Origin of the sequence: Kitasatospora sp. NPDC096140 (genome assembly GCF_040303045.1) — a bacterium.
Lineage (GTDB): Bacteria > Actinomycetota > Actinomycetes > Streptomycetales > Streptomycetaceae > Kitasatospora.
Genome location: NZ_JBEOUW010000006.1, coordinates 106,042 through 127,474, shown reverse-complemented (window position 1 = coordinate 127,474; position 21,433 = coordinate 106,042). Strand labels below are relative to the sequence as shown.

The following is a 21,433-nucleotide window of genomic DNA, read 5'->3' as shown; positions in this document are numbered from 1 at the left end:
GCTGTCGGCCCGGCCCGCGGGCCGGGCCGACAGCGACCGGGTCCCGGGCGTCAGACCGCCGCGGGCACGACCGGCTGGGACTGGGTCGCGCAGTGGATGCCGCCTCCGCCGGCGGCGATGGCGTTGATGTTCACCGGGACGACCACGCGGCCCGGGTACTCCGCCGCCAGGATCGCGCGCGCCGCCTCGTCGGCGGCCGCGTCCCCGAACCGCGGCATCAGGACGGCGCCGTTGGCGGTGTAGTGGTTGGTGTAGCTCGCCAGGAACGCGGATCCGGTCCCCTGGATCTTCTCGTGGTCGGGGCCGGGCAGCTCGATGATCGTCAGCGGGCGGCCCTGGGCGTCGGTGGCGCTCTGCAGCACCTGCTTGGCCTGGTTGTACACGGTGACCCACATCGGGGTGGAGCCCGGTCCGGGCCTGTCCAGGATGACCCGCCCGGGGGCGCTGAACCGGGCCACGCAGTCGATGTGGCTGTCCGTGATGTCCTGGCCCGCCAGGCCGGCGAGCCAGATCACCTTCTCCACGCCGAGCGAGGACTTGAGCCGCTGCTCGACGTCGCTCTGGCTCAGCCCGGGGTTGCGGTTGGGGTTGACCAGCGAGCTGACGGTGGCGAGCAGGGTGCCCTGCCCGTCGGTCTCCAGCGAGCCGCCCTCCCCCGTGAACGGGGCCCGGACGCGGTCGATCCGGTACCGGTCGAGCAGCGCGGCGGCCGCCTTGGCGTCGTTGGCGAAGGCCTGCTCGTAGCCGGTGCCGGTCTTGCCCCAGCCGTTGAAGTTGGTGTCCAGGCCGGCGATGGCGCCCGGGCCGACCAGGAAGGTCGGGCCGAAGTCCCGGATCCACAGGTCGTCGTTGGAGATCGGGAGGAACGTGATGCCCCGGGACGACGGGGTCGCGCCGGTGTCGCAGAGCGGGGTGGCGGCTGCCACCGACTCCGGGTTGATCACCATCACGACCGGCTCCCAGCGGGAGATCTCCTTCGCGAGGTTCGCGATGTCCCGCTGCACGGCGGGGAGTTGGGCGCCCCAGGCGGAGGTCGGCTCGGGCCAGGCCATGAAGGTGCGGGTGTGCGGGTCGGTCTCTGCGGGCATGCGCAGCGCCGGCGCGGGGCTCGCGGCGCGGGCGGCGCCGGAGAGCAGCGGGCCGGACGCCACCAGGGGTACGGCCGCGGCGCCGTAGCGCAGGAGTCGGCGTCGGGTGATTGCGGGCTTGTCCATCGGTGCCTCGTGCGGGGTCGGGCCGCCCCGGGCAGTCGGTTGCGGCCGATCGGGCGGGACCGTCGGCACGCGCCCGGGGCAGGGCGGGCGGGACGCCCACATCCTGCCCCTAACTGAAATTTCAGTCAACGCGCACGAGTCCACACTCGCAACCCGCGCACGACACAGCCGGGCTCGTCCTTTCCCGGACCGGATCAGCCCGGCGAGTGGAACAGCGTGCGCATCGCCAGGTCGGCCACTTCGCGCAGTTGCTCGCGGGTGCAGCCGCTCGCCGCCTGCACGGCGATGCCGTCGGTGACGGTGTACACCAGCTGCGCGAGGACGCGCGGATCGATGTCGGCCGGCAGGTCGGCCGCCTGCTCGAAGCGGCGGCGGAGCGCGGCCTCGCCGGCCATCCGACGGGCGATCACTTCCCGGCGGATCGGCTCGGAGTCCGGCCCGCAGGCGTGCACGCTGTTGACGCTCAGGCACCCGTGGGGGCTCTGCGGCCCGGTGGTCAGTTCGACGGCCCCGAGGATCAGGTGCTCGACGACGCCCTGGGCGGTTGACGCCTCCAGGGCCTCGGTGGCGAAGGCTCCCGGGCTGGTGAAGTAGCGGTCGAGCACTTTGTGGAACAACTGCTCCTTGTTGCCGAAGGCCGCGTAAAGACTGGGCCTGTTGATCTCCATGGCCGCGGTCAGGTCGGCGAGGGACGTCCCCTCGTAGCCCTGCCGCCAGAAGACCTCCAGCGCCCGGTCGAGCGCGGCCTCGGCGTCGAAGGCGCGCGGGCGACCGCCTGGCATGCCGTACCTCCTCAAGTTTTTTACCTGTCGGTACATTACCCCTTGAACTCCGCCTGCCGCCCGCTCTAGTTTTGTATCGATCGGTACTAAACGAGGGAGGACACATGATCAAGGTCGGGGTCGTCGGAGCAAGCGGCTGGGCCGACGCGTCACACCTGCCCGCACTCGCCGGACTCGCCGGGTTCGAGGTGACCGCCGTCGCGACGACCCGCCAGGCCACCGCCGACCGGGCGGCGGCCGCCCACGGCGTGCCACTCGCCTTCGCCGACGCCGCGGCGCTCGCCGCCCACCCCGACGTGGACCTCGTCGTGGTGTCGGTCAAGGCCTCCGGCCACGCCGCGGTGATCAGGGCCGCGCTGGCGGCGGGCAAGCACGTGCTCTCCGAGTGGCCGCTGGGCGTCGACGCCGCCGAAGCGGACGACCTCGCCCGGGCGGCCGCCGACGCCGGCGTCGTCCACGCCGTCAACCTGCAGGGATACCAGTCCCCCGACGCCCGCCACGTGGCCGACCTGGTCGCCGCAGGCAGGATCGGCCGGCTCGAATCGGCCGTACTGATCGCCTCGGGCGCCCCCTTGGGCGGCGCCCGCATCGCACCGGACCTGGCGTGGACCACCGACCCGGCCGCGGGCACCTCGCTCCTGACCATCATGGCCGGCCACTTCCTGGCCGCACTGGACCGGATGGCGGGCCGGCTGGTCGAGGTCTCCGCGAGGCTGCCCCGCCCGCACGACCGCGTCGAAGTCGAGGGAACGGGGCGGACGGTGCCCAACGGGGTGCCCGCGCAGGTGCTGGTCCACGGCATCCTGGAGAACGGCGCGACGGCGTCCGTCGCGGTGCACGGAGGCAGTGGGAGCCCGGACGGCTTCCTCGTCAAACTCGTCGGCTCCGAGGGCACGTTGACGGCGGCTCCCACCCGGCCCGACACGTACATGCACTGGACCGACTGGGACATCAGGATCGACGGCGAGCAGGTCGAGGTGCCCGCCGACCGCCGGACCGTCCCCTTCGACCCCGCCGCCGGTCCGGTCGCCAACGTCGCGGCCGTCTACGAGGAGATCGCCCGGTCGATCGCCGAAGGGCGCTCGCCCCGCCCCGACTTCCACACGGCCGCCGCCCACCACCGGCTGCTCGCAGCCATCGAACGCGCCGCCGCGACCGGCGCCACGGAACAGGTCCACTGACGACACCGACCACCGGCGCCCACCCGAGCGGCGGAACCTCGGCCGGGCGCCGGGCCGGGCCACCGCCGGGCGACGCCGGGTAGCGGGTCGTCGGGCGGGGACGCTGCCTGCGTCCGGGCGCGGACGCACAGGGCCGGGCCCGGCCGAGCCCGGAAACCGAGTGACCGGAACGGCCGTCGTCTCCGACAATGGCGCATGCCGATCGACCACTGGCCGTTGCTGGGGCTGCGCCTGAACACGGCCCGCCTGGAACTCCGACTGCCCGACGGCGAGGAACTGGCCGCCCTGGCCGCGCTGGCGGCCGACGGCGTCCACGAGCCCGACCGCATGCCCTTCATCGTGCCGTGGACCGATCTCCCGCCGGCGGAACGGGCGCGCTCGGTGGTGCAGCACCACTGGTTGCGCCGGGGGAACTGGTCGCCGGACGACTGGGCCCTGAACCTGGCCGTCTTCGAGCACGACCGGGTCGTCGGCCTGCAGACCGTCGCCGCCCGCGACTTCGCCGTCCTGCGGGAGGTCACCACCGCGTCCTGGCTCGGCGCGCGGCACCACGGACGGGGAATCGGCACCGAGATGCGTGCCGCCGTCCTGCACCTGGCCTTCGCCGGCCTGAACGCGCGGGAGGCGAGGTCGGGCGCCTTCGAGGACAACGCCTCCTCGTTCGCCGTGTCCCGCAAGCACGGCTACGAACCCGACGGCACCGAGCGCCACGTGGTCCGTGGCCGACCGGCGGTCAACAGGCGCCTGAGACTCACGCGTGCCCACTGGGAGGCGCACCGGCGGGTCCCCGTCTCGATCCGTGGTCTGCCGCCCTGCCTGCCGATGTTCGGATCACCGGACACCGGCGGCGCCGTTCGCCGAGGGCCGGTCCCGTAGCGGAACGGAGGTCCCGGTCCCGGGCCCGGCGTCCGGCGGTGTGTCAGTGCCGGGTGCGAGGATGCCGGTCATGAGTGACCACGCCGGTCGGCACCCGCGCGCCGCCATCGCCGAGTACTGGGACGCCGCCGCGGCGGGATTCGACGAGGAGCCCGATCACGGGCTGAGGGCCGGGCACACGCGGTCCGCGTGGGCGCGGCTGCTGCGGACGTGGGTGCCGTCGGGCCCGCTCGACGTCCTCGACGTCGGGTGTGGAACCGGTTCGCTGTCCCTCCTCCTGGCGGAGGCCGGGCACCGGGTGACCGGCGTGGACCTGTCTCCGCGGATGGTCGAGCAGGCCGGGAGGAAACTGTCCGGTGCCGGCCTGTCCGGCCGTTTCCTGGTGGGTGACGCGGCTGCGCCGCCGACCGGCGGTGAGGCCTTCGACGTCGTGCTGTCACGCCATCTGGTGTGGACGCTGCCCGACCCCGAGGCCGCGCTGCGGGAGTGGGTGCACCGGCTGCGGCCCGGCGGCCGACTGGTGCTGGTCGAGGGCCGGTGGCGCGAATCCGGGCAGGCCGGCGTGCCGTACGTGGCCGGGGCGGAACTCCTGCCGTGGAACGGCGGGGTGGCCGCGGAGCACCTGGCGTCCGTGGTGCGTCCGCTGGTCGCCGATCTGCGGATCGAGCCGCTCAGCGGGAACGCGGACCTGTGGGGCGGTCCGGTGGACGACGAGCGCTACGCCGTGATCGCCCGGATCTGAGCCCGGTCGGAGGGCGCCCGGGTGCGGTGCGCCGGCCATCGGGCCGACCCCGAACGGTCGGTGCGCCCGGCCGCCCCACACCGCACCGGTGCGCGATGCGGTGCCCCAGCCGGGTGGATCCCGTAGGGTCGGCGGATGGCGAAGTACTTCGACGTGCACCCGCAGACCCCCCAGGCCCGCACCATCAGCACCGTGGCCGACAGCCTCCGCTCCGGGGCCCTCATCGCGTACCCGACCGACTCCTGTTTCGCCCTGGGCTGCCAGATGGGCAACCACGAGGGCATCGAACGGATCCGGACGATCCGGCGGCTCGACGACCGTCACCACTTCACCCTGATGTGCGAGAACTTCGCGCAGCTGGGGCAGTTCGTCCAGATCGACAACAACGTCTTCCGCGCCGTCAAGGCGGCGACGCCGGGCAACTACACCTTCATCCTCCCCGCCACCAAGGAGGTGCCGCGCCGTCTGCTGCACCCGAAGAAGAAGACGGTCGGCGTCCGGATCCCCGACCACGTCGTCACCCGGGCCCTGCTCGCCGAACTCGGCGAGCCGCTCGTCTCCAGCACCCTGACCCTCCCCGGCGAGGACGAGCCGATGACCCAGGGCTGGGAGATCAAGGAGCGGCTGGACCACGTGCTGGACGCCGTGGTCGACTCCGGCGACTGCGGGACGGAGCCGACGACGGTCGTCGACTTCTCCGGCGGTACGGCCGAGATCGTCCGCATCGGCGCCGGCGACCCGACGCGCTTCGAGTGACCGACCCGGGCGCCCTGCCCTCCGTCGTCCCCGCCGACCACCGGCCGCCGGGGACGACGGGCGGCGGAGACGCCGGCAGCGGGCCGCCGACGGGCGCGGCCCGGGGCCGCACCCGTGCCCGTGCCCGTGCCCGTGCCCGGGGCGGTGTGCGTCAGGACCAGGCGACCATCTCGCCGGCCATGGTGAATCCCAGGAAGAAGGAGAGGGTGATCCGGCGGCCGCCTTCGAAGTCCTGCACCCGGTGGAAGTTGCGGCAGTCGAAGAAGACTCCTTCGCCGGGCTCGGCCGTCGTGGTGGCCGAGGGCGCGTCGGCGACGACCTCGGGGGCCCAGCCGTAGCCGTCCTTGCGGGCGTCGTCGGCGGGGATCCAGCGGTGCCGCCAGACGGTCAGCGCGCCGCCGTGCTCGGCGACGCTGAGGTGCAGGTTGAAGGCGAGTTGCACGATGGGCGGGTCGTCGAGGCGGCCGGGGAACTCCCGCACCACCTCGTCGTAGTGGATCTTCGAGCCGGTCGGGAACTCGCGGAGGATTCCGACGTGCAGCGGGCGCCCGCCGATGGTCGCAGGGCGCACCGGGATGCCCAGTTCGGTGCTCAGCCGGTGCAGCACGGCCGCTGCCGGGTCGTTCCCGCCGTGGATGTCGCGGACGGCCTTCCCGGCCCGCTCCGCCTTCTCCCAGTAGGCGTCCCGGACGTGGCCCCGGGTGTAGTGGTCGTACAGCGCGGGACCGAACTTGAGGATCGGCGGGTCGAGCCGCTCCTCGTCGTAGGCCTCGAAGTCGGTCTGCTCGATGCGGGTGAGAAGGCCGGCCAGGTCGGCCCGGAGCAGCCCGGGCACCCGGACGACGGCGCAGGTGCCGGCGGCCAGCCGTTGCAGGGCCTCCCGCAGCTCGCCTTCCCGGGCCGTCTCCGTTCCGAACATCACCGCGTCGCCGGGCGCCGGGGGTCGCGTCCCTCCCGGCGGTCCGTGCCGGCCCGACGGGCCACGTGCAGCAATCACCCCATCACCATAGGTGACGGTTCGTTGTGATCGCGGAAAGCTAGAGGACCCGGGAGCGTAGCCTGCTCCCGGGCCCCTGTGTGCCGCCCAATTGTTCACACCGACACGTTTAAGGGTCGCGGATCAGATTGAAACCGACGCGTTCTGCCTTTGAACTACCGTGCCACGGAGCGGCACAGACGGGACTTGAACCCGCATTCGTCGATATTCGTCCGCACCCGGTCGATCCGGTGTTCGGCGGCGAATGCTGAGACTGGAGCGAGAGTCTGAGATTCAGGGGGCCTGCCTCTGCCGCTTGGGCTACCCCGGCCTGTGGCGCCGGGGGAAGGATTCGAACCTCCACTGTGACCCCTGGGTCAGCTTCAACATCAGTGTCAGCTTTTCGCGCCGTGCGACGCACCCGTCCGACTCCGCGGACGAGGTGACGTGCCCGGCGCACCCGCCCGGCTCCCCGGGCGGGCGATCATGGGGCTACCGGAACAGGTAGCCGAAGACGGCGTCGCCCACCCGCTGGTCGGTGACCTCGACGGCGTTGGCCTCCTCGCGGGCGAACTTGACCGCCTGCTGGAGCTTCTCGACCCGCTCGGCGAGCTCGTTCACCCGGCGGGCCGGCAGCGCACCGGAGAACTTGACCGTGGTCCAGTAGCCGACCGCGATGTCCTCGTAGTAGACCTCGACCTGGGCCGGGTGCTTCTCGGTGGCCTCGGCCTTGACGTGGTTGCGCGGCACCTTCTTGGTCCGGATGGTGCGCACCGGCTCCGTCTTCCAGGAGTCGGTGGACGGGTCCAGGTTCCAGGACTCGGAGGCGTCCAGCACCGGGAGCTTCTTCACGAAGGTGAACAGGTCGGTGAGCTGCTTCTCCAGGAAGAGCAGGTACGGCACCGGCACCCGGGCGAGGAGCACCTGGCCGTCCACCACGACGTCCGCGCTGGCCCCGATGTTGGCCCAGTCCTTGGTGGCCGTCACGTCGAACAGCCGGGTGAGGGTCTGCGCGGTGGAGCGCAGGATGTCCTCGGCCTTCAGCTGCACCCGGGTCGACTCCGGCGGCAGCTGCTCGCCCTCCTCGTCCTTGGGCTGGTAGGTCCGGGAGATGCCGGCCAGCAGCGCGGGCTTCTGCAGGTCCTGGTGGGCCTGCGTGAGCTCCTGGAAGGATTTGGACTTGACGCCCTTTTCAACGGCGATGATCTGGTTCAGCTTTGCCACGTCGGGGACGCTACCAGTCTCCAACTGATCGGTGACACTTAATTTTCGATCGCCGTCCGAGCTCTTGTGGATGGGATGCCAACCACCCGGGCGGTTGCCGCCCCGGGCGCGGACGGTGGCCCCACACCGCTCGCCCCCGACTTCCCGTCGGAATCGAAAACGGGCTGTTCGCCCCGGGCTCGCCCGGAACCTCCGGGGTTGAACGAGCCGATCGAACAGGGGCAGGATCCAACGCCGTGACGGACACCTGGATGATCATCAAGTCCCTTGCCGAACGCCTGAGTTCACTCTCGGACTGCCCGCCCGAACAGGTGATGCTCGGACAGGCGCTGAAGCTCGCGGAGGAGAGCGGCGAAGTCGCCGAGGCCGTCATCGGCGTGCTCGGGATGAACCCGCGCAAGGGCCGGTCCCACACTCTGGAGCAGGTCCACGCCGAGGCCTGCGACGCCGCCGTGACCGCCCTGATCCTCATCGCCCGCACCGGCGCCGACCCCGAGGCCGTCTTCACCCGGCACCTCCGGTACCTCTCCGGGCGGCAACTCACCGACGGCGGCTGACCGGACCGCCGCCCTCCCCCGGCCGGTGGCGCCGGAGCCCGCGCCCGGGGCTTCAGCGTGGCGACGGGCGGTGGCACGATGCGCAGCATGACCATTCTGGAAGAGCGTTCGTGGCGGTGGCAGGGAGCCGGCGGACCGGCGGGGTGGGAGGCGGCGTGGGTGCGGACGCGGGAGCTGCTCGTCCCCGTCGTGCCGGACAAGCGCTTCGCCTTCCAGAGCGACCCCCACCGCGGTGAGATCGCCGACGGGGCGGCCGGGTTGGCGACCGCGTTCTACCTCCTCACCGACGGGTCCGCCGCAGCGGTGGCGGACGTACGGCGCGACCAGGTCGAGGAGTTGCTGCGACCGGGAGCCGGCGAGACGGACGGCGACGTCGTACGCCGGTGGGAGGAACGCCTGCGGGCGCTCGGCCACGAGCCGGAGACCGGCGCCGACCCGGTGTGCGAGCGGTGGCGCGTCCTGCGGACCGACTTCGGCTGGGAGGACGATCTCACCGTCATCGGGGAGGTGCTGGTCCGGCAGGGGTACGGCCTCCTGGCGGGCCTCGGGTCCGTCCTCGCCGACCTGCGGGGGACCTTCTGACCCGACCGCGGCACCCGACGCAGCCGGACGGGTCCCGCCGGTCGGCGGGCGGGTCAGTAGCGCTGGGCCTGGGCGACCCTGGAGACCAGCGCCTGGTCCCGGTCGATCGGGCTGAACGCGGTCGGGGTGGCCTTCGCGCCCGGGGCGAGGTCCGTGACGCCCAGGTAGGAGGTGTCCACGACCTTGCCGGTCTCGTCGAGGAACTCCACCTTGATCGCGTACGACGCCGTCGAGCTCGTGCTGTTCACCACCGTCACCAGCGCGGCGTTGAATCCCGCCGCCTGCGCCTTGGGCAGGCCGGTGAGCGTGACGTCCGACAGGGCGTTGCCCGTGCCCTGGGTCTTCGACAGCACCTCCTGCGCCTTGGCGCGGCCCGCGGCCACCTGGGCCGAGACCGACGCCTCGAACGAGGACGCCGCCGCTGACAGCGAGGACACGGCCTGGGAGGCGGCGGCCGCCGCCGAGGAGGCCGCCGCCGAGGCCGACTCCAGCAACGAGGACTTGGCCGAGGCGATCGAGGAGGGGAGCTGGCCCGAGAAGGAGCTCGCGTTCGGCGAGAACGGGCGCGACGGCGAGCTGGTCGACGACGTACTCGACGAGCTGCAGCCGGCGGCCACCAGCACCGTGCAGCCCAGCACCACGGCGGCGACACCGACCCGCCGGCTCGTACGGCCGGTGCGACCCGTGCAGCCCGTGCGGTCCGTGCGGTCCGTGCGGTCCGTGCGGTCCGTGCGATTCGACGTGCTCCCCAGCCTTCCGCGGCCACGTGACATCTTGGTCTGCCTTCACCTCACGGCCGGACACCCAGCGGCCCGACCCTCCTCCGCACCACCCTCTGCCCCGGCGCACCGATCCGACCACCGGGCCTACTGCGATCAGGTTGCCGCCCGGCACTCCCGGTGACGTCCGCGGCCGCGGCGGCAGGACGCCGGTCGCCTCCCCGGACGGGTCCCTTCCCCCGCACCCGCCCGCCCCCGCCCTTGGTGACTCCTCCGACCGTCCCCTTCCCGCTGCCCCGCGCGGCCGGACGATCGGACGATTACCCGCGCCCCGCCCCCGCCCCTACGGTCGGGGGGTCACCCGCAGGTCGCTGTCGCCTGGTCGGGCCGGTTGCGGGAGGCGGGCGCCCGGACCGGCTCCGCAGAGGGGCGTGGACCGTGTCCGTGACCGGGAACTTCCGCATGGCGAAGCAGCTGACGGGCGGCCGGGTGCTGCTGTGGTCGCTGCTCGGCCGGCTGCCGACCGCGATGAGCCCGATCGGCACCCTGCTGCTGGTCAGCCGGAACACCGGCAGCGTGTGGTCGGGTTCGCTGGTCGCGGGGGCGCTGGCGGGCGGTCAGGCGATCGGCGGTCCGATCGTCGGCCGGCTCGCGGACCGCCGGGGGCAGCGGACGGTCGGGCTGGCCGCCGCCCTGGCCAACGCGGCGGCCCTGGTCGTGCTGGTCGCCGCCTCCGAGCGCGGGCTCGCGCTCGGCTGGCAGATCGCGCCCGCCGCGCTGACCGGTCTGTCGGTCCCGCTGGTGGGCCCGCTGTCGCGCAGCCGCTGGGTCCGACTGGCCGCCGGCGAACCGGAGTTGACCGCCGCGATGCTGTCACTGGACGGGATCGTCGACGAGTTCGCCTTCACCGCCGGGCCGGCCCTGGTCGGCGTGCTGGCCGGCGCCGCCTCCCCCGCCGTCGCCCTGCTCACCGCAGCCGTGCTCTCCGGCGTCTGCGCCGTCCTGTTCGCGCTGCACCCCACCGCCGCACCGGGCGTCCCGGCGCCGTCCCACCCCCAAGACCGCTCCGCCGGAAGACTGTTGAGCACGCCGTACGTCCTCCTGCTGGCCGGGACGGCCCTGCTGGGCGCCTGCTTCGGTTCGGTCCAGGTCGGCGTCACCGCTACCACCGAGGCGCTGGGCCGGCCGGGCGCCGCCGGGCTGGTGTACGGCTTCCTGGGCTGCACCAGCTCCCTCGCGGGCGTCGTCATCGCCTCGCTGCCCGCCCGCCGGGGCCTGCCGGCCCGACTGCGGGCCGGCGCGGCGCTGCTCTTCGCCGCCTCCTGCGTCCTGCTGCTCACGAGCGGCGACCTCATCGACGACAGCCCCACGAACGGCAGTCTCGCGGCGCTCACCGCGGCCATCGGCTTCCTCGGCGTCGCCGTCGCGCCGCAGATCATCACCGTCTTCGGCCTGGTCGAGCGCACGGTGCCCGCCACCCGGCTCGGCGAGGCGATGGCGGCCCTGGTCAGCGCGCTGATCCTGGCGCAGTCGGCGGGCACCTTCCTCGCCGGCTGGGCAGCCGACCACGGTGCCCCCGGCTCCCCGTTCGCCGTCACCGCCGCGGCCGCCGCCACCGCCTTCGTCCTCGCCGCCTGCACCGCGACCGACCGCCGCTACCACCGTCGCAACGCCGAGCCCCGGCCACCCGCGCCCGCCGAGACCCGCACCGCCGACCCGGCCTCGTGACCGATCCGTCCGTGAGGATCCGGTCCCGGCCACCCGGGCGATCCGGGTGAGGCGAATGAGGCGGATGAGGCGGAGGCGCTGAGCTGCGCACCGTTTCTGGCCAAGTTCGCCAAAGCGTGTCGCTGTTGTGAGCGCGCTGTGTAGCTTCGAGCGCGAACCGGAAAGCGTCATTCGCTTTTGGGCCAGGCGCTGTGCGCGCCCTGGCGGCCCTGTCGGCCACTCCCTCATCTTCCTCGCAGACGGGAATCGTGATGACCACCCCGAGCACCGGAACAGCTGGCACCACACCGACGAGCACGACCACCCCGGCGAGCGCGTCGCCCGCGATCCAGGTGGACAAGGCGATGCTCGACGGCGCGACCCCGAAGGACCTGCTCCCGTCCACCGGCAACTACCCGACGGAGATCGTCCGGTACCGCTCGGTGGTGCTCACCGACATCCCCAACGCGAAGCCGGCCCGCAAGCTGACCGGCGCGATCGACCTCGGCGAGGACAACCTCCCCTTCTACGACCGCCCGGCAGAGGGCATGATCGTCACCACCGAGCAGAGCTGGTCGGCCCAGGGCGTCACGCTCGGCCGCCTCCTGCACAGCCTCGCCCTCGCCCCCGGCGAGAGCACCAAGGTCGCGGTCGTCGACTGGCAGCGCACCACCAAGGCCACCGGCACCGAGAAGACGGCCGAGGCCGATACCCTCTCGTCGACCAGCGACCAGAACCGCTCGATCAACGAGGTCGCGAACGCGATCGCCCGCGAGGAGCAGCACGGCAACTCCCAGGCGTTGCAGTTCAGCAAGTCGTCCAGCAGCGGTGGCAGCGGGGGCTTCGCACTCGGTTTCGGAGGTATCGGCGGGAACTGGAGCAATTCGGAGAACACGGGTTTCGCCACCGCGGTGTCGCGCTCCACCGGGGTGAAGTCGGTGGCGGAGGAGGCGACGCAACGGATCAGCGCGCGGACCCAGCAGCTGGCGACGGCGGCGCGCAGCCGGAACATGACGGTGGTGCGCGAGACCTCGCAGGCGGAGAAGGACCAGGTGCTGACCCGGGTCGTCACCAACTACAACCACATGCACGCGATGTCGGTGCAGTACTACGAGGTCGTCCAGGCGTACACCGTGACGACCAGGCCGACCAAGCTGGAGCGGTGTCTGTTCATCCCGCTGCAGGAGCTGACCTTCACCTACTCCAGCCTGCAGCGCTACAAGGAGGTGCTCGCGTCGGTGGCGCCGGGCGAGTGGGCGGCGAAGATCCGGGCGGCGAACCCCTTCGACACCACCGTGCGCAAGCTCGACGCCTGCGTGGCACCGGAGACGCCGAGCGGCCAGGTCTTCGAGGGGGTGGACCTGATCGACATCGCCGGCGGCCCCATGGGTGTGTACGGGGTGCGCAAGGCCGACGGCAGCCCGGTGCGGTTCGATCCGGTGGCCCGACAGTGGAACCCGATACCCACCACCGGACTGCCGGGCGGCGGCCTGAACCGCATCGCACCCGGTAAGGACGTCGTCTGGGGGCTGCGGGCCGACAGGACGGTCGTGCACTTCGACGGGACCACCTGGAAGGCCGACTCTCAGGGCTTCAAGGGGCTGGGGATCGCCTGCGGCCCGGACGGCACGCTCTACATCGTCGGCGGGGACAGCTCGCTCTGGCAGCGCACGCTGAACACCGTGTGGCAGCCTCTGAACGTTCCCCAGGCCGACGAGGTCGCCGTGACCAGCAGGGGCAAGGTCTGGTACCTGCGCCAGGGGAAGACGTACGAGCGCACCGAGACCGGCTGGCAGGAGCTGTCCCCGTCACCGGCGACCGTGCAGCGTCTGTCCGCGGGTGCCGACGGCATGCTCTGGGCGTCCCTGGCCGACGGCAGGACCGCGCTGCTGCCGTCCGGTGCAACGGCCTGGGCCGTCACCGGCAGCACTGCTCCCTCCGGCAGCGTCGTGACGACGACGAAGGCTGCCTCGGCCGCCAGCGCGGATGTCTGGCTGCTTCGCAGTGACGGGTCGCTGGGCCGGAACCTCAGCACCGGGACGACGCCGCGTGAGACGCCGGTGGCCTTCGACGCGCAGCCGAAGGCCGACGCCTCCTACGCCTCCCGGATCGACGTCTGGTACGACGAGGCCGGGATCCGCAGCATCCAGATGGTCTTCCCCGGCCACACGTTCCGCTTCGGCGACACCGGCGGCTCCGGTGTCCAGCAGCGCGCGTCCTACACCTTCGGCGGCGCGGACAAGCTGATCTCCGTCGACGCCTGGTCCGGCACCGCCGCCCGCGGCAGCCTCGCCGGTCTGCGCCTGACGATGACCTCGGGGGTGGCCAACTTCGGAATCGCCGAGACCACCACCGTGGCCCCCGACCTGACCGAGGACGCCGGCGGCGCCTCGGCCATCTGCGGACTCTTCGGCACGACGGTGAAGCTCGGCAGCCGCACCTACATCGAGTCCCTCGGCTTCTACGTGCGCGGCGGCAACGTCTCCCAGGCGGTCCTGGACCACCTCAACGACAACCGCCGCCACTACAGCCAGGCCGTGTGGGCCAACGCGGACGAGCTCACCCTCAGCCGCATCCTCGCCAACTACTCCTACACGCCGTCCGGTTCGACCGCGCCGGCGGTTCCGCTCGGCATGCTGCTGGACCCCAAGCCGATCGCCGCCACCGGCAACTACCTCGGCTTCCGGTGGAACTTCGCCAGCGAGCAGGAACGCGAGGCGTGGACCAAGACCCGCCAGGCAAGCGACAACACCTTCGGGACGCCGGTGACCAACACCGTCGCCATCGCAACCAAGGGCGTCTTCGCCGAGGCCGTCCTCGGGCGGGCCAACTCGGCCGAGAAGATCGACCTCACCCGGTTCTGGAACTGGAAGGACTCGCCGATCCAGATCACCCCGGCCGACATCGCCCCGGTCTCCACCGCCTCACGCGCGCAGAACCTCGACACCACGGTCGCCGCCCTGAGCGCCACCCAGGCGAAGTTCACGCCGCTGGCGGCGCTGCCCGACCCGGTCGGCCTCCAGACCGCCCAGGCCATCGCCACCGCCAACCTGTTCCGCGACATGAGCGGCATCAACACCGTCGGCCAGGTGCTCACCAAGGGCATCGAAGCCGCCGCCAGCAACGACAAGGCCGCTGGCGAACGCGCCCAGGAGGCCTTCAAGACCGCCACCGAACACACGCAGAAGATGAGCCAGATCGCGGCCGACGCCATCACCAAGATCATCCCGGCCATCGCCGGAATGCCCGGTGGCGGCGGCAACCTCAGCGCCCTCGGCGGCATGCTGAACCAGGACGGCAAGACCGGCTCGGACGCCAAGGCCGATGCCAAGTCCGGCACGAAGGCCTGACCACCGCACCACGCGGGCCCGGGCCACCACCCGGGCCCGCCCACAAGCCGAACGGCCAAGCTTGCCGTAGCGACTTCCACCCTCCTCTCCGTAGACGGGAATCGTGATGACCACCCCGAGCACCGGAACAACTGGCACCACCCCGACGAGCACGACCACCCCCGCGAGTACGTCGCCCGCGATCCAGGTGGACAAGGCGGCGCTCGACGGAGCGACCCCGAAGGACCTGCTGCCGACCACCGGCAACTACCCGACGGAGATAACCCGGTACCGCTCGGTGGTGCTCACCGACATCCCCAACGCGAAGCCGGCCCGCAAGCTGACCGGCGCGATCGACCTCGGCGAGGACAACCTGCCGTTCTACGACCGCCCGGCCGAGGGCATGATCGTCACCACCGAGCAGAGCTGGTCGGCCCAGGGCGTCACGCTCGGCCGGCTCCTGCACAGCCTCGCCCTCGCGCCCGGCGAGAGCACCAAGGTCGCGGTCGTCGACTGGCAGGGCACCACCAAGGCCACCGGCACCGAGAAGACCACCGAGGCCGACACGCTCACCAGCACCAGCGACCAGAACCGCTCGATCAACGAGGTCGCCAACGCGATCGCCCGCGAGGAGCAGCACGGCGACTCCACGGCGCTCCAGTTCAGCAAGTCGTCCAGCTCCGGTGGTAGTGCCGGCTTCGCGTTGTTCAACCTCGGTATCGGCGGGAACTGGAGCAATTCGGAGAACACGGGGTTCGCGACGGCGGTGTCGCGTTCGACCGGGGTGAAGTCGGTGGCGGAGGAGGCGACGCAGCGGATCAGTGCGCGGACCCAGCAGCTGGCGACGGCGGCGCGCAGCCGGAACATGACGGTGGTGCGCGAGACGTCGCAGGCGGAGAAGGACCAGGTGATGACGCGGGTCGTCACCAACTACAACCACATGCACGCGATGTCGGTGCAGTACTACGAGGTCGTGCAGGTCTACACCGTGACGACCAAGCCGACGAAGCTGGAGCGCTGTCTGTTCATCCCACTGCAGGAACTGACCTTCACCTACTCCAGCCTGCAGCGGTACAAGGAGGTGCTCGCGTCGGTAGCCCCGACTGAATGGGCGGCGAGGATCCGGGCGGCGAACCCCTTCGACACCAGTATCCGCAAGCTCGACGCCTGCACCGCGCCGGAGGCACCGGAGAAGCAGCCTTATGACGGGGTGGATCTGGCCGACATCGCCGGCGGGCCCATGGGTGTGTACGGGGTGCGCAAGGCCGACGGCAGCCCGGTGCGGTTCGACCCGGTGGCCCGGCAGTGGAACCCGATACCCACCACCGGCCTGAGCACCGGCCTGAACCGCATCGCTCCGGGCAAGGACACCGTCTGGGCTCTCAGGACCGACCAGACGGTCGTGTACCTCGACGGGACCACCTGGCGGACCGACCCGTCGGGCTTCAGGGCGTTGAGCCTGGCCTGCGGCGCCGACGGCACCGTCTACGTCGTCGGCATGGACAACACGCTCTGGCAGCGCACCCTGAGCACCCCGTGGCAGGCCCTGAACGTCCAGGCCGACGAGGTCGCCGCCGCCGGCAGCAAGGTCTGGTACATCCGGCAGGGCAAGACCTACGAGCGCAGCGCCACCGGCTGGACGGAACGGGCGACAGGCAGTCCGAGCCGCCTGTTCGCCACCGCCGACGGAACGCTCTGGGGCGCCTTCAAATCCGGCGACGCCTTCGCGGCCCTCGTGCTGGAGCCCGGCGCGACGAGCTGGGGCCCGACCAAGATCCCCGCCCTGCAGACGACGACCGTGAGCTCGACGACAGCGGTCGTCTCGGCCGTCAGCGGGGACTACTGGGGCCTCAAGGCCGACGGGACACTCATTCGCGTCCTCACCACGCAGCGGGAGAACCCGGCGGCGTTCGACTTCCCGCCGAAGGCCGACTCCCCGTACGCCTCGCGGATCGACGTCTGGTACGACGAGGTGGGCATCCGCAGCATCCAGGTCGTCTTTCCCGGCCAGACCGCCCGCGTCGGCGACACCGGCGGCTCCGGCGTCCTGCGCCAGGCGTCCTACACCTTCGGCGGCGCCGACAAGCTGATCTCCGTCGACGCCTGGTCCGGCACCGCCGCCCGCGGCAGCCTGGCCGGACTGCGCCTGACGATGACCTCCGGCGTGGCCAACTTCGGCATCGCCGAGACCACCACCGTGGCCCCCGACCTGACCGAGGACGCCGGCGGCGCCTCGGCCATCTGCGGGCTGTTCGGTGCAACGGTGAAGACCGGCAGCCGCACCTACGTCTCCTCGCTCGGCTTCTACGTGCGTGGCGGGAACGTCTCCCAGACGGTCCTGGACCACCTGAACGACAACCGCCGCCACTACAGCCAGGCCGTGTGGGCCAACGCCGACGAGCTCACCCTCAGCCGCATCCTCGCCAACTACTCCTACACGCCGTCCGGTTCGACCGCGCCGGCGGTTCCGCTCGGCATGCTGCTGGACCCCAAGCCGATCGCCGCCACCGGCAACTACCTCGGCTTCCGGTGGAACTTCGCCAGCGAGCAGGAACGCGAGGACTGGACCAAGACCCGCAAGGCAAGCGACAACACCTTCGGGACGCCGGTGACCACCACGGTCGCCATCGCCACCAAGGGCGTCTTCGCCGAGGCCGTCCTCGGCCGGGCCAACTCGGCCGAGAAGATCGACCTCACCCGGTTCTGGAACTGGAAGGACTCGCCCATCCAGATCACCCCGGCCGACATCGCCCCGGTCTCCACCGCCTCGCGCGCGCAGAACCTGGACACCAAGGTCGCCGCCCTGAGCGCCTCCGAGGCCAGGTTCACGCCGCTGGCGGCGCTGCCCGACCCGGTCGGCCTCCAGACCGCGCAGGCCATCGCCACCGCCAACCTGTTCCGCGACATGAGCGGCATCAACACCGTCGGCCAGGTGCTCACCAAGGGCATCGAAGCCGCCGCCAGCAACGACAAGGCCGCCGGCGAACGCGCCCAGGAGGCCTTCAAGACCGCCACCGAACACACGCAGAAGATGAGCCAGATCGCGGCCGACACCATCACCAAGATCATCCCGGCCATCGCCGGAATGCCCGGTGGCGGCGGCAACCTCAGCGCCCTCGGCGGCATGCTGAACCAGGACGGCAAGACCGGTACGGACGCCAAGGCCGACACCAAGACCGACACGAAGGCCTGACCACCTCACCCCGCGGGCCCGGGCCACCACCCGGGCCCGCACCCACAAGCCGAACGGCCAAGCAGCGCTGCCACCGAACGGCAGCGCTGCCGGACGGTGGTGATCAAGAGGTCCTCGGCGCGTCGTTCCCCTTCGACCGCCGATCGCTGAAAGCCGCCGCAGTTCAGGCGATCGAGCGGAGCATGGAGTCGTAGCGCGGCCCGTCCGGGTACGGCTGCATGGTGCCCATCCAGGAGTAGCCCCACCGCTCATAGAGCGCCCGCACCCGCGGGTGGTCCTCCTCGACCAGGAGGTGAGAGCGGTCCTCGATCCGATGCGACAACAGTTCCTCGTGTAGGGTCCGCGCGATGCCCGTGCCGCGCCAGCCCTCACGAACCATCACCTCACACAGCGCGAACGTCCGGGTGTCGGTCTCCTCCAGCAACTCGGCGGGCGCCGGGGTGATCAGCCCGCCCCACTGGTAGGCCATGGTGCGGGCGAACCCGTAGGCGTAGCCGATCGCGCTGCCGTCGACCTCTCCGAGCGCGCAGCCCCAGCGCGATCCGGCGGCGTGCCGGCGGAGGCGTTCGGCGAACCGGCCGACCGAGAAGAACGGGTCTGCGTCAGCCTCCTGCGCGTACACCTCGGCGTAGACCTCGATCAGCCGCTCCTCGATGACGGGGAGGTCGTCGGCATTGTGGTAGCTGACGGTCAGGGTGGCGGCCACGGTGGTACTCCTCACGAGGTGGTGACGTCGTAGCGTTCCACGAACGCCTTCGTTGCAGGTAGGCGGAGGTCGGCCACGTGCTTGCGGAACTCTCCGAGGCGCATGGCCCATCGGGGGCAGTTCACCGACGGAGAGAGGGTGAGGGCCTGGTCTGCCGTGTCGACGGCCTTCTCCGGCTCGTTGGAGGCGAGGTAGCACTCAGCGAGATGCACGCTCTTCGCGAAGCGGTTGCGGCGGAAGGCGGGGTCCAGCAGGCGCATTCCCTGCTCCTCCTGGTCGGCCGCCTTGTCGGCCTGGCCCAGGTCCATGTGCGCCATGGCAGCGGCACCGAGCAGTTCGCCCGGGCCGACGAAGGCGAGCCACGCCGGGGCCGTCGTGCCGCCGGCCCTGTCCAGTGCGATCTCTGCCCGCGCGAGGGCGCTCGCGCACCGGGTGCTCTCCCCCGAGGCGGCGTAGCCGAGGGCGAGCCGACCGTGCAGGAGGGCGCTGAGCCGGTAGTCTCGGCCGTTGCGGGTGGCCTCCAGGGCAGCGCGGGCGATGGTGACGGTCTCGGTCGCCCGGCCGAGTTCCCAGCTCTGGCGGGACATGTAGGCCCAGATCCGGGCCTGGAGCATGCGGTCGCCGGCCAGCAGGGAGGCGCGCAGCCCGGAGTCGAAGTTCCGGCCGGCACGGGGCTGGTCGCCAGTGTCGAAGGCGAACCAGCCCGCGCTCGCGTGCAGTTCACCGATGACCTGGTAGAGCGACGCCTCCACGCGGGGGCCGTACACGCACCGGCCCATGGCCGCCTCGATCTGGCCGACGAACTCCTCGGCGATGTCGGCAAGCTGCTCACCGCCGTAGGCGTCGTCCACGGCGTGAAGCTGGTCGATGCTCTCCCGGATGCGTTCGACGTCCGACATCCCTATGCGGCCGGAGGCCGGGAGCGGAGCGAACGCGAAGCTGAGGAGGTTCCCGGTGGCGGCGATCATGAACTGGCGACGAAGCACGTGATCCTCCTGAGGTTCGACAGGCGTGTCTCCCAGCAGCGTAGATCGAGGCTGGAGGACAGCAAGCTGTCGAGCCCTCGCACCCGAAAGAGTGAAGCCGAGCTGATCCGCAGCCAGATCGAAGACGTCCATCAGCGCGACGAGGTAGTGCATCTGCGGCAGTTCCGTCTCGCCGGAGAGCCACCGCCGCACGTGTCGGTCACTCGCGTTCCCCGGCTGGCCGAACCGCCGCTCCTCAGCGCTGTTGACCGCCCGCGCAAGGTCGTTCGCAGACAACTTCGCCGCGAGCATGAGCCCCTTGAGGGTGTGATTCGGGCGGGCGGCTGCCCTAGGCGCTCCTCGGTCCGGTGAGTCGACGCTACCCCCCTCCGTGCCGCCGTCAACCCCGGAGAAATGTCCGGGGGACGTGAAGCCGGCCGCCCCGCAATGTCCTATCCGCCGCTGCACGACGGCCGGTTGACTGACTGTCAGCGGCCGGCGGTCGGGGCGGAGAACACCAGCCCCACGGGGAAACGGCCGGCTGACCCGCACCTCCGCAACGGCGCGGTGGTGCGGGCTGACGCCCCAACACGGGGTCCTTGATGGACTCTGCGGCGGCTCGATCACACACCCGCGCTGCCGAAGTCCGGCAGCCGTCAGGAGGGACACGTCGATGAGCGACGGCAACAACAACGGCAACGGCAACCAGCACGAGAACCACGACCCCGAGACCCAGGACAACGAGAACCACGGCGACGAGTAGCCGGTGACCTCCCGGGCCCCCACCCACTCCAGGGGGCCCGGGAGGTTCCACTCCTAGGAGAGGCAAGACCAGAGGTGAACCAGCTCATCCCCCCGGCACAGCCGCCCGTCGTCAGCCCGCGCGGACGCCACCGGCGCAGGTCGGCACACGCCTTCGGCATGACCGTCCCCTCGCCGGACGCCAGCCCCGACGGGCGCATCCTCTACGTCCCGTCCAAGAGCAAGGCTTGGGCCCGCGCGAGGGTGTTCCGTCAGCTCGCGACCAGGCTGCGCAGACCCGCCCAGCAGAGGTGGTAACCGTGACCGAGGCACCACCCAGCCCCCGACACCCGCTGGGCATCACGCGAGCCGCCTGGACGGTCGACTGTGCGCCCGACGCCATCGGCTCTCTCCGGGTGAACGTCACGCGCGTTCTCCGCCGTTGGGGTCTCGACCCGGACGGCGATCAGGCGTTCGGCGTCCTCCTGGTCCTGACGGAAATGGTGACCAACTCCTCCGTCCACAGCGACTCCGGGCTGATCGACGCCGAGATGTGGCGGGACGGCGACAACATCGCCGTGGCGGTCATGGACAGCAGCCGCGAGGAGCCGGTCCCGCGCTCCGCCGGTCCCGACGACGAGTCCGGGCGCGGCCTCCTCCTGGTCCGTTCCTACTCCGAGTCGAGCGGCTGCGAGTGCTGGCCGACCGGCAAACGTATGTGGGCCGTGATCGGCCCCCACCCCGACCCCGAGGGCAATGCCCTCCTCCTGGCCTCACTGGGCGAGTTCCAGACCGCCGTGTGACCTCACGCTCCCGCCCCACCCCTGCTGGGGCGGGCCTCAGGACGCGCCCGTCCACCTCCTACGGCGCGCGGCGGGGAAGGTCCAGCCGGTGGACCAGCCGGGCCAGGTAGGAGTCGCGGCTCTCGGTCTGCCGGTCCCACCGGCTGTCGGAGACGACGCACTCGTACACGAGGTCGGCGTCGTCCGGGGTGCTCCGCGCGCGGCGGGCGCCGAGGCCCCGGCCGCGCTGGAGCCGGCCCCTCGGCGTGGCCGGATCGGCGTACGTGAAGGCGTTCATCACGGGCAGCATCCCGCTCCCGGTGCGGAGCCATCAACCGGTTTCGGGCGACCTGCGCGCCCGGGCGGCGCCTCGTCCGGGCGCAGCGACGTGTGGTCGTCGC

The 21,433-nt window shown here is 71.7% G+C and carries 19 protein-coding genes; 11 read left to right on the top strand and 8 right to left on the bottom strand.

Annotation, left to right across the window (positions count from 1 at the left end; translation table 11 throughout):
- Positions 1-50: 50 nt before the first annotated feature.
- Positions 51-1,214, bottom strand: a complete 1,164-nt coding sequence (locus ABT048_RS08050) for an agmatine deiminase family protein (protein WP_350520467.1) — start codon at positions 1,212-1,214, stop codon at positions 51-53.
- A gap of 194 nt (positions 1,215-1,408) precedes the next feature.
- A complete protein-coding gene (locus ABT048_RS08045) occupies positions 1,409-1,996 on the bottom strand; it encodes a TetR/AcrR family transcriptional regulator (RefSeq protein ID WP_350520466.1) in 588 nt (195 codons plus the stop codon).
- Between the two features lie 104 nt (positions 1,997-2,100).
- Here ABT048_RS08045 and ABT048_RS08040 point away from each other — a divergent pair, with 104 nt between their 5' ends.
- The 4 genes from ABT048_RS08040 (at position 2,101) to ABT048_RS08025 (ending at position 5,551) form a co-directional block, all read left to right on the top strand.
- Entirely contained in the window at positions 2,101-3,177 is a 1,077-nt protein-coding gene (locus tag ABT048_RS08040) for a Gfo/Idh/MocA family protein (protein ID WP_350520465.1), read from the top strand.
- 195 nt (positions 3,178-3,372) lie between these two features.
- Positions 3,373-4,053, top strand: coding sequence for a GNAT family N-acetyltransferase (locus ABT048_RS08035; RefSeq protein WP_350520464.1), 681 nt, complete (start codon positions 3,373-3,375; stop codon positions 4,051-4,053).
- 70 nt (positions 4,054-4,123) lie between these two features.
- Positions 4,124-4,795 carry a class I SAM-dependent methyltransferase gene (locus tag ABT048_RS08030; RefSeq protein WP_350520463.1) on the top strand — a complete coding sequence of 224 codons (672 nt, stop codon included), beginning with the start codon at positions 4,124-4,126 and terminating at the stop codon, positions 4,793-4,795.
- A gap of 135 nt (positions 4,796-4,930) precedes the next feature.
- Positions 4,931-5,551: an L-threonylcarbamoyladenylate synthase gene (locus ABT048_RS08025; protein WP_350520462.1), complete on the top strand. Its 621-nt coding sequence runs from the start codon at positions 4,931-4,933 to the stop codon at positions 5,549-5,551.
- A 151-nt stretch (positions 5,552-5,702) separates the two neighbouring features.
- Here the strand turns inward: ABT048_RS08025 and ABT048_RS08020 are convergent, their stop codons facing one another.
- On the bottom strand, positions 5,703-6,470 hold the full coding sequence (locus ABT048_RS08020; protein ID WP_350520461.1) for a 2OG-Fe(II)-dependent halogenase WelO5 family protein: 768 nt from the start codon (positions 6,468-6,470) through the stop codon (positions 5,703-5,705).
- Between the two features lie 549 nt (positions 6,471-7,019).
- Complete coding sequence (locus tag ABT048_RS08015) at positions 7,020-7,751, bottom strand: DUF7873 family protein (RefSeq protein WP_350520460.1); 732 nt, start codon at positions 7,749-7,751, stop codon at positions 7,020-7,022.
- 236 nt (positions 7,752-7,987) lie between these two features.
- Here ABT048_RS08015 and ABT048_RS08010 point away from each other — a divergent pair, with 236 nt between their 5' ends.
- Together ABT048_RS08010 and ABT048_RS08005 are read left to right on the top strand one after the other, a co-directional pair.
- Positions 7,988-8,308: a MazG-like family protein gene (locus tag ABT048_RS08010; RefSeq protein WP_350520459.1), complete on the top strand. Its 321-nt coding sequence runs from the start codon at positions 7,988-7,990 to the stop codon at positions 8,306-8,308.
- 87 nt (positions 8,309-8,395) lie between these two features.
- Positions 8,396-8,890: a hypothetical protein gene (locus tag ABT048_RS08005; protein ID WP_350520458.1), complete on the top strand. Its 495-nt coding sequence runs from the start codon at positions 8,396-8,398 to the stop codon at positions 8,888-8,890.
- A gap of 53 nt (positions 8,891-8,943) precedes the next feature.
- On the opposite strand, the gene ABT048_RS08000 is transcribed toward ABT048_RS08005, so the two are convergent.
- Positions 8,944-9,531, bottom strand: a complete 588-nt coding sequence (locus ABT048_RS08000; protein ID WP_350520457.1) for a hypothetical protein — start codon at positions 9,529-9,531, stop codon at positions 8,944-8,946.
- 540 nt (positions 9,532-10,071) lie between these two features.
- Between ABT048_RS08000 and ABT048_RS07995 the strand changes: the two genes are divergently transcribed.
- The 3 genes from ABT048_RS07995 to ABT048_RS07985 all read left to right on the top strand — a co-directional run bounded on the left by ABT048_RS07995 (position 10,072) and on the right by ABT048_RS07985 (position 17,838).
- The gene (locus tag ABT048_RS07995; RefSeq protein ID WP_350520456.1) at positions 10,072-11,337 is read left to right on the top strand and encodes an MFS transporter; all 1,266 of its coding nucleotides are present in this window, start codon (positions 10,072-10,074) and stop codon (positions 11,335-11,337) included.
- A gap of 251 nt (positions 11,338-11,588) precedes the next feature.
- A complete protein-coding gene (locus ABT048_RS07990; protein WP_350520455.1) occupies positions 11,589-14,666 on the top strand; it encodes a hypothetical protein in 3,078 nt (1,025 codons plus the stop codon).
- Positions 14,667-14,772: 106 nt separating this feature from the next.
- On the top strand, positions 14,773-17,838 hold the full coding sequence (locus tag ABT048_RS07985) for a hypothetical protein (RefSeq protein WP_350520454.1): 3,066 nt from the start codon (positions 14,773-14,775) through the stop codon (positions 17,836-17,838).
- Between the two features lie 163 nt (positions 17,839-18,001).
- On the opposite strand, the gene ABT048_RS07980 is transcribed toward ABT048_RS07985, so the two are convergent.
- On the bottom strand, positions 18,002-18,544 hold the full coding sequence (locus ABT048_RS07980) for a GNAT family N-acetyltransferase (RefSeq protein WP_350520453.1): 543 nt from the start codon (positions 18,542-18,544) through the stop codon (positions 18,002-18,004).
- Positions 18,545-18,555: 11 nt separating this feature from the next.
- The gene (locus ABT048_RS07975; RefSeq protein ID WP_502893980.1) at positions 18,556-19,977 is read right to left on the bottom strand and encodes an NsdA family TPR-like regulatory protein; all 1,422 of its coding nucleotides are present in this window, start codon (positions 19,975-19,977) and stop codon (positions 18,556-18,558) included.
- Positions 19,978-20,346: 369 nt separating this feature from the next.
- On the opposite strand from ABT048_RS07975, the gene ABT048_RS07970 reads away from it, so the two are divergent.
- Positions 20,347-20,568 (top strand): hypothetical protein, encoded by a 222-nt coding sequence (locus tag ABT048_RS07970; RefSeq protein WP_350520451.1) that lies wholly within the window; start codon positions 20,347-20,349, stop codon positions 20,566-20,568.
- Between the two features lie 2 nt (positions 20,569-20,570).
- Positions 20,571-21,053, top strand: a complete 483-nt coding sequence (locus ABT048_RS07965; RefSeq protein ID WP_350520450.1) for an ATP-binding protein — start codon at positions 20,571-20,573, stop codon at positions 21,051-21,053.
- 58 nt (positions 21,054-21,111) lie between these two features.
- On the opposite strand, the gene ABT048_RS07960 is transcribed toward ABT048_RS07965, so the two are convergent.
- Positions 21,112-21,330, bottom strand: a complete 219-nt coding sequence (locus ABT048_RS07960; protein WP_350520449.1) for a hypothetical protein — start codon at positions 21,328-21,330, stop codon at positions 21,112-21,114.
- Positions 21,331-21,433: the final 103 nt, after the last annotated feature.

What these genes read in the sequence shown, in the direction of transcription:
- ABT048_RS08025 (WP_350520462.1), top strand. Translation starts at nt 4,931, where the DNA reads ATGGCGAAGTACTTCGACGTGCACCCGCAGACCCCCCAGGCCCGCACC.
- ABT048_RS08020 (WP_350520461.1), bottom strand. Translation starts at nt 6,470, where the DNA reads ATGTTCGGAACGGAGACGGCCCGGGAAGGCGAGCTGCGGGAGGCCCTG.
- ABT048_RS07960 (WP_350520449.1), bottom strand. Translation starts at nt 21,330, where the DNA reads ATGAACGCCTTCACGTACGCCGATCCGGCCACGCCGAGGGGCCGGCTC.
- ABT048_RS07985 (WP_350520454.1), top strand. Translation starts at nt 14,773, where the DNA reads ATGACCACCCCGAGCACCGGAACAACTGGCACCACCCCGACGAGCACG.
- ABT048_RS08050 (WP_350520467.1), bottom strand. Translation starts at nt 1,214, where the DNA reads ATGGACAAGCCCGCAATCACCCGACGCCGACTCCTGCGCTACGGCGCC.
- ABT048_RS08030 (WP_350520463.1), top strand. Translation starts at nt 4,124, where the DNA reads ATGAGTGACCACGCCGGTCGGCACCCGCGCGCCGCCATCGCCGAGTAC.
- ABT048_RS08040 (WP_350520465.1), top strand. Translation starts at nt 2,101, where the DNA reads ATGATCAAGGTCGGGGTCGTCGGAGCAAGCGGCTGGGCCGACGCGTCA.
- ABT048_RS08035 (WP_350520464.1), top strand. Translation starts at nt 3,373, where the DNA reads ATGCCGATCGACCACTGGCCGTTGCTGGGGCTGCGCCTGAACACGGCC.
- ABT048_RS07990 (WP_350520455.1), top strand. Translation starts at nt 11,589, where the DNA reads ATGACCACCCCGAGCACCGGAACAGCTGGCACCACACCGACGAGCACG.
- ABT048_RS08045 (WP_350520466.1), bottom strand. Translation starts at nt 1,996, where the DNA reads ATGCCAGGCGGTCGCCCGCGCGCCTTCGACGCCGAGGCCGCGCTCGAC.
- ABT048_RS08005 (WP_350520458.1), top strand. Translation starts at nt 8,396, where the DNA reads ATGACCATTCTGGAAGAGCGTTCGTGGCGGTGGCAGGGAGCCGGCGGA.
- ABT048_RS07995 (WP_350520456.1), top strand. Translation starts at nt 10,072, where the DNA reads ATGGCGAAGCAGCTGACGGGCGGCCGGGTGCTGCTGTGGTCGCTGCTC.